General features: G+C 53.3%; 13 protein-coding genes. 11 read left to right on the top strand and 2 right to left on the bottom strand.

The genetic code is table 11. The annotated features are described in order from the left end of the window. Nucleotides 1–286 precede the first annotated feature (286 nt). Both AC6F7T_RS09365 and AC6F7T_RS09360 read right to left on the bottom strand, forming a co-directional pair. Nucleotides 287–535, bottom strand: coding sequence for a GSU3529 family protein (locus tag AC6F7T_RS09365; RefSeq protein WP_500718180.1), 249 nt, complete (start codon nt 533–535; stop codon nt 287–289). Then, a complete protein-coding gene (locus AC6F7T_RS09360) occupies nt 532–792 on the bottom strand; it encodes a GSU3529 family protein (protein WP_191153985.1) in 261 nt (86 codons plus the stop codon). The genes AC6F7T_RS09365 and AC6F7T_RS09360 overlap by 4 nt, the downstream gene beginning before the upstream one ends. A 145-nt stretch (nt 793–937) precedes the next feature. On the opposite strand from AC6F7T_RS09360, the gene AC6F7T_RS09355 reads away from it, so the two are divergent. The 11 genes from AC6F7T_RS09355 to nifD all read left to right on the top strand — a co-directional run bounded on the left by AC6F7T_RS09355 (nt 938) and on the right by nifD (nt 11,135). Next, nucleotides 938–2,494, top strand: a complete 1,557-nt coding sequence (locus AC6F7T_RS09355; RefSeq protein WP_500718176.1) for an ATP-binding protein — start codon at nt 938–940, stop codon at nt 2,492–2,494. A gap of 279 nt (nt 2,495–2,773) precedes the next feature. Beyond that, nucleotides 2,774–3,112: a P-II family nitrogen regulator gene (locus AC6F7T_RS09350; protein ID WP_500718173.1), complete on the top strand. Its 339-nt coding sequence runs from the start codon at nt 2,774–2,776 to the stop codon at nt 3,110–3,112. 53 nt (nt 3,113–3,165) lie between these two features. Next, complete coding sequence (gene amtB / locus AC6F7T_RS09345; protein WP_500718171.1) at nt 3,166–4,491, top strand: ammonium transporter AmtB; 1,326 nt, start codon at nt 3,166–3,168, stop codon at nt 4,489–4,491. Between the two features lie 94 nt (nt 4,492–4,585). Continuing rightward, a complete protein-coding gene (locus AC6F7T_RS09340) occupies nt 4,586–5,149 on the top strand; it encodes a response regulator (RefSeq protein ID WP_500718169.1) in 564 nt (187 codons plus the stop codon). A gap of 34 nt (nt 5,150–5,183) precedes the next feature. Next, nucleotides 5,184–5,954, top strand: a complete 771-nt coding sequence (locus AC6F7T_RS09335) for an NAD(+)--dinitrogen-reductase ADP-D-ribosyltransferase (protein WP_500718167.1) — start codon at nt 5,184–5,186, stop codon at nt 5,952–5,954. Nucleotides 5,955–5,971: 17 nt separating this feature from the next. Then, nucleotides 5,972–6,853 carry an ADP-ribosyl-[dinitrogen reductase] hydrolase gene (gene draG, locus AC6F7T_RS09330; protein WP_500718164.1) on the top strand — a complete coding sequence of 294 codons (882 nt, stop codon included), beginning with the start codon at nt 5,972–5,974 and terminating at the stop codon, nt 6,851–6,853. A 185-nt stretch (nt 6,854–7,038) separates the two neighbouring features. Beyond that, the gene (locus tag AC6F7T_RS09325; protein ID WP_500718161.1) at nt 7,039–7,278 is read left to right on the top strand and encodes a hypothetical protein; all 240 of its coding nucleotides are present in this window, start codon (nt 7,039–7,041) and stop codon (nt 7,276–7,278) included. Nucleotides 7,279–7,282: 4 nt separating this feature from the next. After that, nucleotides 7,283–7,579: a hypothetical protein gene (locus tag AC6F7T_RS09320; protein WP_500718159.1), complete on the top strand. Its 297-nt coding sequence runs from the start codon at nt 7,283–7,285 to the stop codon at nt 7,577–7,579. Further along, nucleotides 7,576–8,025 carry an FKBP-type peptidyl-prolyl cis-trans isomerase gene (locus tag AC6F7T_RS09315; RefSeq protein WP_500718157.1) on the top strand — a complete coding sequence of 150 codons (450 nt, stop codon included), beginning with the start codon at nt 7,576–7,578 and terminating at the stop codon, nt 8,023–8,025. The genes AC6F7T_RS09320 and AC6F7T_RS09315 overlap by 4 nt, the downstream gene beginning before the upstream one ends. 672 nt (nt 8,026–8,697) lie before the next feature. After that, nucleotides 8,698–9,561, top strand: coding sequence for a nitrogenase iron protein (gene nifH, locus AC6F7T_RS09310; RefSeq protein ID WP_191154144.1), 864 nt, complete (start codon nt 8,698–8,700; stop codon nt 9,559–9,561). Between the two features lie 128 nt (nt 9,562–9,689). After that, nucleotides 9,690–11,135, top strand: a complete 1,446-nt coding sequence (gene nifD / locus AC6F7T_RS09305; protein WP_500718155.1) for a nitrogenase molybdenum-iron protein alpha chain — start codon at nt 9,690–9,692, stop codon at nt 11,133–11,135. Nucleotides 11,136–11,465 lie beyond the last annotated feature (330 nt).

Genomic DNA, 11,465 nt, shown 5'->3' with positions numbered 1-11,465 from the left:
TCCCATTTGTGACGCAGCGGTCAGGAAGATGATGGCATGACGATACAGGGCGGCAACTGTTTGAGGCGATAGCCGAGTTTTGCCGACCCGTCATGCCGTCGGCTTGCTGACCGGCATCCGCGTCAGCGGACCAGGAGCATGGGTGCCCTTTTCTGCTTACTCTTTTGTGGCATGACAAAAGAGTAAGACGGCGAGCGGGGCCGCGACCCCGCGGTCTTGGTGTTGATGTTGAACAATCGGGCGAGGCATGGGCCGCCTCACAAAAACCCCCTTTTAAATTGAACAATCACGCATCGAGCAACCGCTTCAACGTGTTACCAAGGATGACATTATTAACCCCCATCCCCAGATACCCGGTCTGGCCGTAGGTATCATAATGCTCGACCTGTTCAATCAGATGTTGGATTTCCGGCTTTCTGGCAAGGAACCGCTCCGGATGATCGATAATAAACTGTACCTGCTCAGCCAGATAATCAGGCAATTCCTGCTCATCCTGAGCGGTATTCATCACCGCCTGAAGCTGCGCAAAAATCATTCCTGCCCCTCCTCCAGCCAGCGCAGGGTTCTGGCGATATCCTCATGGTCATACGCCCACTTACAGCATCCCGCTTCAGCATAAACATCATACTCGCGCACCTGATCCAGCAGAATTTCCACCAGGTACTCCTTATCTTCATAGTCCGTCGGATTGCATGCCACCTGAAGCACCGGGTCTGCCAACCATTTAGGCAGGTCACCATGGTCGTACTGCTCACGGGTTGCCAGTTCAAGTTCAGCGAAAACTTGGGACATCGTCACACTCCTTTTTTTCGTTGCATTTACAAGGATAGCGATTGTTTTGCGTTCATCATCAGACCAGGGGATATTCTAACATTATTGGCATCATCTGTGCTAACTCCTGCTGTCAAGAACGCTATGACGAAAGGGACAGCCATCGATGTTTCAGCAGAACCAGTTACTATTCCGCGCCCTGCTTAATATCGGCAAAGAACTCGCCGCCATCACTGATATTGATCCCCTCCTGCAGCGAATTCTGCAGATATCTCAAGAGGTTTTCACCTTTGACAATGCTATCATCCGCCTGCTCAATCCAGCAACCAACACCCTGGAAACGGCCGCCAGCTACGGTTACAGCGAAGATGCGATCTCCCGCCTCATCGGCCTCGGCCAGGGGGTGATGGGCAAGGCCGCCAAATTTAGGCGCCCTTATCTGATTAATAATATTGCAGTGGAAGAGGACTACATCCCCGGCATCGACGCCGCACGCTCGGAGATGGCCGTCCCCCTTATTGCGCGTGACAAGGTGATCGGGGTCTTTAACGTCGAAAGCTGCCAGCCGGATGCCTTTACCGCCCAGGACTGCGATACCCTGGCGATCCTGGCCGGGCAGGCCGCCATCGCCATCGACAATGCTCATCTGTACCGCGATCTTTGCCAGGTGTCGCGAGAAAGGGAGCAACTGCATCACCTCAATGAACAGATCCTGACCAGCATCAGTATCGGTCTGTACACCGTTGACCAGCATTTGCGCATCACCTCATGGAATCGCAGTATGGCCCGCATGAGTGGCATCAGCAGTGCTGAAGCCGGCGGCAGGTCGTTGCTCGAACTGTTTCCAAATCTGGAAGAAGAGGGGATCTCCGAGCGCTTGCGGGAAGTGTTAAGTAGCGGAGAAGCCCAGCAGCTACGTATTGTTCACCGCGGCCAGAGCGGTCAGAACCGTCTGCAGAATCGTTTTTTATCGCCTCTGAAAGACGACAACGAAACCGTTGGTGCCGTGATTGTCGTGGAGGACATCACTGAATTCGAGCAACTTCTGGCACAGACCATTCAGTCGGAAAAGCTTGCTGAAGTGGGGCGCATGAGTGCCGGCATCGCCCATGAAATCAACAACCCCTTAGCAGTTATCAGCTATGCCTGTCAGATCCTGCAGGAAACCGAACCCCCTTCGGAACAAGGGCGTGAGCTGCTCGAACGCATCGCCCTGGAGGTGGAGCGGCTGTCCCATCTGACCTCGGAACTGCTGACCTATTCCGGACGGCAGGAGGATCGCCGTGTCCCGACCGATCTCAATCAGACCATCGCTGATGTACTGACCCTGCTGACCTATGAAATTAAAAAACATCAGGTTCACATCATCAAGGATTTTCATGAGCTGCCATTACCTGAGGTCGATGCCAACAAGTTCAAACAGATCTTTATCAACCTGATCCTCAACGCGATTCAGGCCCTGGAGCCACAGGAAACAATCCATATCAGCACCCGCTGTAGCCCGAAATCCGTGATTATCGACATCGCCGATAACGGGCCGGGTATTCCCGATCACCTCAAGGAACAGATTTTTGAACCCTTTTTCACCAATCGCAAAGATGGTAGCGGCACAGGTCTGGGGCTCTATCTGTGCCGTAAAATCATTACCGCTTATCAGGGTAATTTGACGGTAGCTGACAACCCTGAAGGCGGTACTTGCTTCACCTTACAGCTGCCCATCTGATTGCACTTTTTTTATCCAATCCAGCCACTGATTGCTCAAAAAGAAAGCAGTTTGTCCTTTTTCCTGAAGGTGATCAAGGGACAAACAGTCACTTGCGGCAGTTGGCACAGACCATGCTAAACAACAATATGTGTCGGTCATCAGTCAGCATCCTGATCCGGGCATCACGCCACGACGGCGTTACCAGCTAAAGGCAATCGAGCAAAGGCGCTCTGCACCCAGATGATTGGGTTCATTGCGCCTTTTGTATTTTACCACTGACAAAGGAGAGGTCAGCAGATGAAAAAAGTCGAATGTATTATCAAACCGTTCAAGCTTGAAGACGTCAAGAGCGCTATCTGCGAACTTGGCATCACCGGCATGACCGTTAGTGAGGTCCGTGGTTTTGGTCGCCAGAAAGGGCACACCGAACTTTATCGCGGTGCTGAATACCAGATTGATTTTATCCCCAAGATCAAACTTGAACTGGTCACCACAGATGAGCTGGTCAGTCAGCTGGTCGAAGCGATCACATCTGCCGCAGGTACCGGACGTATCGGCGACGGCAAAATTTTTGTCAGCAATATTGAGCAATCAATCCGCATCCGCACCGGCGAAGCCGGCGAAGATTCTCTTTAGTTCTGCACATACATAAAACAACCCCTATTTCGCGCTAAAAAGGAGATACGAGAATGAAAAAACAACTGATATTTCTTGCCTGTCTGGTTCTGCTGCCGAGCCTGGCGCTGGCTGAAGAGACCCCCATTAGCGAGGTCGCCTACATCCTTAACAGCTTTTCTTTTCTTATCAGCGGTGTACTGGTTATGTGGATGGCCGCCGGCTTTTCCATGCTCGAAGCCGGGATGGTGCGCTCCAAAAACGTTGCGACCATCTGCCTGAAAAATATCTCTTTGTACTCTATCGCCGGTATCCTCTATTACCTGATCGGCTACAACCTGATGTACACCAATGTCGACGGTGGCTTTATCGGTAGCCTTGGCCTTTGGGGGGCAGATGATGCCGCCGCCCTGGGTGGGGATTATTCCGGCGAATATGCCACTGGATCCGACTGGTTTTTCCAGATGGTGTTTGTTGCAACCGCTGCTTCGGTTGTTTCCGGTACCGTTGCTGAACGTATCAAGCTCTGGCCTTTCCTGGGTTTTGTTGTCGTCCTGACCGCTGTCATCTACCCGACCCAGGGCGCCTGGAGCTGGGGTGGTGGCTGGCTTGATGAGATGGGCTTTGCCGATTACGCCGGTTCCACCATCGTTCACTCAGTCGGCGGCTGGGCCGCTCTCGCCGGTGCGATTATTCTCGGCGCCAGAACCGGCAAATATGGTAAGGATGGAAGGGTCACCCCCCTGCCCGGCTCCAACATGCCCCTGGCAACCCTGGGGACCTTTATCCTGTGGATGGGCTGGTTTGGCTTTAATGGTGGTTCGGTTCTGGCCCTGGGCTCGGCCGACGCCGTCATCGAAATGTCAAATGTCTATCTCAACACCAATCTTGCCGCTGCCGGTGGTCTGGTTGCCGCCATCATCATGCTGCAACTGATCTACAAAAAAGTTGATTTGTCCATGGCCCTGAACGGTGCTCTGGCCGGACTGGTATCGATTACCGCTGAACCTTCGACGCCGTCACCCGGCATGGCGGTGATCATCGGTGCCATCGGTGGCATTCTGGTGATACTAGCTATTCCGCTGCTCGACAAACTCAAAATCGATGATGTTGTCGGCGCCATCTCAGTTCACCTGGTTTGCGGCATCTGGGGAACCCTGGCGGTACCACTGACCAATTCCGATGCCAGTTTTGTGGTACAGTTTATTGGTATTATCGCTGTTGGTGCCTTTGTTCTGATCGCCAGTTCCCTGGTCTGGCTGGCACTGAAATACAGTGTCGGCATCCGCGTCAGCAAAGAAGTCGAAATGAACGGCTGCGATTCGTCTGAACTCGGCATGGAAGCCTACCCCGATTTCCGCGGCGGATCATCCGGACTTTCTTCCGGGGGATCTTTCTAACCTCCCCTGAAGACTAAAAAATCGAGCACCAACCCTGTGCCGGACGTGCTGTTAATACCTGAAAACAGCACGTCCGGCAGCGGAAGGACAAGACATGAAAAAAGCCCTGATCGTTGATGACGAGCCCCTGATACGCCGACAAGTTGCAGAAGCCTTGAGCGACTACGGCTTTGATGAACTTTTTGAAGCGGCCGACGGATCCCAGGCGGTTGCCCTGGCATCAGCCCACCAGCCCCTGTTGATCGTCATGGATGTCACCATGCCGATCATGGATGGCATTACCGCTGCCGCCACCATCAACAGGAACCCCAGCGGCGCCATGGTGCTGTTGACCGGCACAACCGATAACGACACTGTGTCGCGGGCCATTGAGGCCGGGGTCCATCACTATCTGATGAAACCGTTCCGCGCTGACCAACTCAAAATTACCGTCGACATGGCCATCCATCAGTTTATTCAACTGTCTAATCTGCTCGACGAGGTTGCCGCCCTCAAGGAGAGTCTGGAAACCCGCAAGCTGGTCGACCGCGCCAAAGCGCTACTGATCAAAAACGGGATGACGGAACCCCAGGCTCATCGCAAGATCCAGAAACTGGCCATGGATAAGCGCAAAAGTATCGGTCAGGTTGCTGAAGCGATCCTGCTGACGGAGGGATGATCTGAACGTCCATCGCAGCAGCCATCTCAGCGCCATGAACCTGAGCAATCTGCCCCCCTGGTCGATCGCCTCACACCATTACAACGAAAGTCCACAACGGATTCAGATCCAGGGGACGCAATGCCTCAGCAAGCTGCTGCCACGCCTCGACGGAATAAGCGATCTGCAGACGTGCGGTGCCCTGTTTCATGATTTTATGGATGTCACCTTTCAGCTCCATCAGTGGCAACGGGAAGACTCACCAGACAGCCGCAAGAGCTTAAAAAACAGTTACTTGCGATTTTTGCGCGGTTGGCTCTTTGACAGTAATTCGATTGAGGGGGCGGTCCTTAAGGGGTGGGTAGAATCGCGCCTCGGGCTGCTGCCGACGTTCCACCGCACGACCATCGACGGCATCCATTCAGAAGGTTATTTCCGTTATCTGGTCGATCGCATGCGCGGCTCAGCCCGCACCAGTGCGATTTTGTCGCAACTGGATCTACTCTATGAATACGTTCAGTACCTGCTCCACCGTAATACCCGGACAACACACCGGACCCTCTATCGGGGAATCAATGAATTGGAGGATCACATTATTCTCAAAAAAAACGGCAACTCCTGCCTGATGCGCCTGAACAATCTCAATTCCTTCACCTCCAACTTTGAACGCGCCTGGGAATTCGGTTCCCGGGTACTGCAGACGCAAGTCCCCCTGACCAAGATTTTTTTTCTTTCCGGGGTTCTGCCCAGATCTTTGTTCAAAGGGGAAGATGAATATCTGGTCATCGGCGGGGATTACGATGTGAAAATTCTGATCGGCGGATGAGCGACAACGAGCAACAGATGATTCTCTCACGCGGGCGCGCAGCGTTTCTCGGGCTGGCCCTGGGCGATGCCCTGGGGGCGACTACCGAGTTCATGCTACCGGCGGAGATCCGGGCTGCTTACCAGATCCACAACCGTATTATCGGTGGCGGTTGGCTTGGCGTTAAGGCCGGGCAGGTCACTGACGATACCGAAATGTCCCTGGCCCTGGCGCGGGCTGTGGTAGACAGCGAAGGTTGGCATCTCCAGCAGATTGCTGATTATTTTGTTGCCTGGATGCGCTCCAAACCCATCGACATCGGGGCTACGGTACGCAAGGGACTTCGCACCTATTTGCACCAGGGCACCCTGGAGATGCCGTTAAATGAGTGGGATGCCGGTAATGGTGCAGCGATGCGCATGTGTCCGGTTGCCCTGGCCAGCTACGGCAGTGACGATCTACTGAAGCGCTACACCCTGGAACAGGCACACCTGACCCATCATCACCCCCTGTCAGATGCCGGTTGCCTGTGTATCGGTCGTATGCTCCATACGGCCTTGGCCGGCGGTGATCGCTTTGCCCTGCACGAACTGACCCGGCAACTGGTGAAACAACATCCGAATTTTCGTTTTAACAACTATAACGGCCAGGCCTCAGGATACATCGTTGACACCTTACGTACCGTTTTCCATTTTTTGTTCACCACCGCTGACTTTGAAGAGTGCCTGGTGGGTGTGGTTAACCAGGGGGGGGACGCGGACACGACCGGAGCCATTGCCGGCATGATCGGCGGAGCACTCTATGGTGAAGAAGGCCTGCCACGGCACTGGCTGAAAAAACTCAATCGCACAGTACGCACCGACATTGAAGAATTGACACCTCAGTTGCTGGCTCTGGCACCGGCTTTTGACCAAACGTAACTATTCAGCTCATTTCCATGGCGCCGGGTCGGGGGTCCTGTGACAAGGGTGTCTGTCGCCATGGACGGCGACAGTCAAGCGGCCATGGATGGCGAAAAGCGTCCCTTGACAGAGGACCACCGGCCCGGTGCCAAACAGATACTAACAACCAAACTGAAGTTGTCACCTACCCCAGGAGAAGATTTATGGCTACAAGCAAGCTTATACCCCTCGACATTGCCGCTGAAAAATCGCACACAACCACCATCAACCTGTTGCTGCATATCAAACGCGGGCTGCTGCCGGCCGACGAACTGCAGGGCCGCTGGTTTATCAGTGAAGCGGATCTTAACGCCTTTATTGCCGACAACCGCAAGGCCGAGCCCGGTGAACTTGGGATTCACAGCGGCTGCGGTAAAGGATGCGGCAGTTGCGGCGAGGAATAGCGCCATGAATATCTCCATCAGTCCATCAGATTTATTCTATCGCTACCGCCACAAGAAACAGACCCGGGAGCTGCCAAAATTTCAAGGCAAGCCGGATGCGCAGCCTTTTGATCGCGACGATCTCTACGAGGTTTTGCCGATGCTCGAAGCCGTCATGAATGAAATTGGCAGCGCCGAAGGACAAGTGCTGGAGAAGATCGAAGAAATGATGCTGCTGCAGATGCCCGGCTTTATCAGCACCCGTGAACAGGTCTTTGATTTTCTCGTTGATTTCGCCAGGCAGCGCAGGATGCAATCATGACAACGCCGAACAAGCACAACATAGCGGCGGTTGGCAACCGGGTGACTGTTCATTATATCGGCACCCTCGACAATGGTGCCATCTTTGACAGCCGCGACAGCGATGATCCTCTGACCTTTGTCGTGGGTGACGGCACGGTGTTTCCTGCTCTGGAGCGGGAAATTTGCACCATGCACTGTGGCCAGACCAGGAACATCCTGATCCCGGTAAACAATGCTTACGGTCCGCGCAACAATGACAATCTACTCAAGATCGAACGATCACAATTCCCTCCGGATAAGATCCCGGAACCCGGCAAGCTACTGACCATCACCTTTAGCGACGGTGAACAGCGGATCATGCGTATCATGGGATGCGATGACAGCAGCGTGACCCTCGACGCCAATCACCCCCTGGCCGGACGTGATCTGACCTTTGCTTTAACCCTGGTCGCCATAGATCACTAACAAAATTCGTCAGCAAACTGCCCAGAAAGTAGGCAGCAAATCAACAATGGCGCCTCATTTCTAAGCAAAAACGTTCACCCAGAGCGAACATCAAAATAGTTGAAATTTGCTTTTTCGCTCAAAATATTGAAACGTTAGATACTTACCCTATTGACATCAAAAGTTGGCACAACCTGTGCTAATAAGCTGAGCATCAAGATGTCAGGCCGCTACATTGCAGTAGCTCGCACCTGACCGGTAAAGAAGCCCGAAGGAATCCACATTAGGTGGTCATCCGTTCGGGCTTTGTTGTTTTTTCGTAACTATTCAGCTATGTCCTTGCGCAGGGTCGGGGGTCCTGTGGCAAGGGTGTTTGTCGCCTTGGATGGCGTCAACAAGCGGTCAGGGATGACCCAATGGGAAACAATCGCGTCCCTTGACATAGGATCCGAAGATCCGGTGCTGAACAGATACGTTTTTCAAACAGCAGCGTTTTTGAGCTGCTCACCTTTTAGAACCGCACGTCACCGTCGACCGCATTTCCTGGCTTCACTTTTTAAATAATCCGGCCTGCCGGCAATACAGCCACATCAACGAAGATGCCGCCAAGCTGTTTTTTTTGTCCGGACGCCAACCACCGTAACGACGAATAATCGTCAACCCTAAGGAGAAACAATCATGGCTGAAAAAAAGATGAGACAAATTGCAATCTACGGCAAAGGCGGCATCGGCAAATCCACTACTACCCAGAACACGGTTGCCGGGCTCGCCCAATTGGGGAAAAAAGTACTGATCATCGGTTGTGATCCAAAAGCTGATTCCACCCGCCTGATCCTCCATGCTAAAGCCCAGGAAACCGTCATGGATAAAGTCCGTGAACTGGGTACCGTTGAGGATCTGGAGCTGGAGGATGTGCTCAAGATCGGTTACGGCGGCATCAAGTGTGTTGAATCCGGTGGTCCTGAACCCGGTGTCGGTTGTGCCGGGCGCGGCGTTATTACTGCTATCAATTTCTGTGAAGAAGAGGGCGCTTACACCCCCGACCTGGATTTTGTCTTTTACGATGTTCTCGGTGACGTGGTCTGTGGTGGTTTCGCCATGCCGATTCGCGAGAACAAAGCCCAGGAGATCTACATTGTTGTTTCCGGTGAAATGATGGCCATGTATGCCGCCAACAATATCTGCAAAGGGATCGTCAAGTATGCCGCCAGCGGCAGCGTGCGCCTCGCCGGCCTGATCTGTAACAGCCGTAACACCGACCGTGAAGCGGACCTGATCGAAGCCCTGGCATCTCGTCTTGGCACCCAGATGATCCACTTTGTTCCGCGTGACAATCAGGTTCAGCGCGCCGAATTGCGGCGCATGACCGTTATTGAATATTCACCGGAGCATCCACAGGCGCAGGAATACCGTGAGCTGGCCCGTAAAATTGATGAAAACACAATGTTTGTAGTTCCGACTCCGATTGAGATCGAAGAGCTGGAAGAATTGCTGATGGAATTCGGCATTATGGAAGCGGACGATGAGACGATTGTCGGCGTGGCGGAAAGCGCCTGATCGGCAGGAATGGTTACTGTAGGGGCAGACCTCTGTGTCTGCCCGCCGTTGAGTACCAGTGCGAACACACAGGTTCGCCCCTACGTCGGAACCATGGCAAACAAATAGAAATAGACAGGAGAAATCGTATGGCTGATAAAATAAAAACCATAGACGGCATTACCACCGAGGCCACTGAGGAATTGATCGAAGAAACCCTCGCGGCGATGCCGGAAAAAACACGAAAAAAACGCGCCTTGCACTTAGGTGCCAATGAGCCGACCTCGGCTACCTGTGCGGTAAAATCGAACAAAAAAGTGGTTCCCGGCATCATGAGTCAGCGCGGCTGCGCCTATGCAGGAGCCAAGGGAGTGGTCTGGGGGCCTATCCGCGACATGGTCCATGTCTCCCACGGCCCCATCGGCTGCGGGGTCTACAGTTGGGGCACCCGCCGCAACCTGATGCAGGGGATTCCTGGAGTGACCTCCTTCCCTCTGGATTTCACTTCTGACTTCCAGGAGAAAGATATCGTTTACGGCGGTGATAAAAAACTCGAAAAACTGTTACGCGAAGCCGACGAACTGTTCCCGCTGAACAAGGGACTGTCGGTGCTTTCCGAGTGCCCGGTCGGGCTGATTGGAGATGACATCAATGCCGTCACCAAAAAGATGGAACAAGAGCTGGGCAAGTTTGTCGTTCCCTGCAACTGTGAAGGTTTTCGTGGGGTCAGCCAGTCCTTGGGTCACCACATCTCCAATGATTCGATCCGCGATCATGTCATCGGCAAACGCGAATTTGCCGAACCTGCCGGCCCCTATGATATTGCTCTGATCGGTGACTACAACATCGGTGGCGATGTCTGGGCCGCCAAGCCGATCCTCGAAGAAATCGGACTCAACGTCAAGAGTGTCTGGACCGGTGATGGTGAAATCGAGAAAATTGCCGCCACCTATCAGGTCAAACTCAATCTGATCCATTGCTACCGCTCGATGAACTACATGTGCAAAGTGATGGAAGAAAAATGGGGAATCCCCTGGTTGGAATACAATTTCTTCGGACCGACCAAGATCGAAAAAAGCCTGCGCGATATTGCCGAATTCTTTGACGATACCATCAAGGCCAATGTCGAAAAAGTCATCGCGAAGTACCGTCAGCAAATGCAGGAGGTTATCGACGAGTATCGACCACGCCTCGAAGGAAAAACCGCCATGCTCTTCGTCGGTGGTTTACGACCACGCCATACCATCGGTGCCTACGAGGATCTGGGTATTCAGATTACCGGCGCCGGTTACGAGTTCGCCCATCAGGACGACTATGACCGCACCAGCCCGGAGATGGCCAAAGGCACCATCATTTATGATGATGTCTCGGAATTTGAGTTGGAGAAGTTTGTCGAAAAGATGAAGCCCGACCTGGTTGGCAGCGGCATCAAGGAAAAATACGTGTTCCAGAAGGCCGGCATCCCCTTCCGTCAGATGCACAGTTGGGATTACTCCGGTCCCTATCACGGCTACGAAGGATTTAAAATCTTTGCCCGCGATATCGACATGGCGATCAACTCGCCGACCTGGAGCCTGGTCAAAGCACCGTTTTGATCATGACGTTGTAGGGGCGTGATTCATCACGCCCTGATTCTATCTTCGGGCGCAATAAATTGCGCCCCTACAGGTCACCATGGATCAACCTCGGGCGCAATGAATTGTGCCCCTACGAAAAATAATATTCGCCGGCTCCCCTGCGAAGTCGACACACAAGGAGCAACATCATGAGCACTACGACCGCCGTCAAGCCGATGACCGAACACTCGGCAGAAGAAATAGAACGGGTTAAAAACTGGATTAACAGTGAGGAATATAAAGAGAAAAACTTTGCCCGCGAAGCCCTGGTGATCAACCCGGCGCATGCCTGTCAACCGCTGGGCGCGC

The sequence above is a fragment of the Pelovirga sp. genome, from assembly GCF_059864205.1.
The sequence above is the reverse complement of the archived record's forward strand: the minus strand, read 5'-3'. Positions and strand labels throughout refer to the sequence as shown.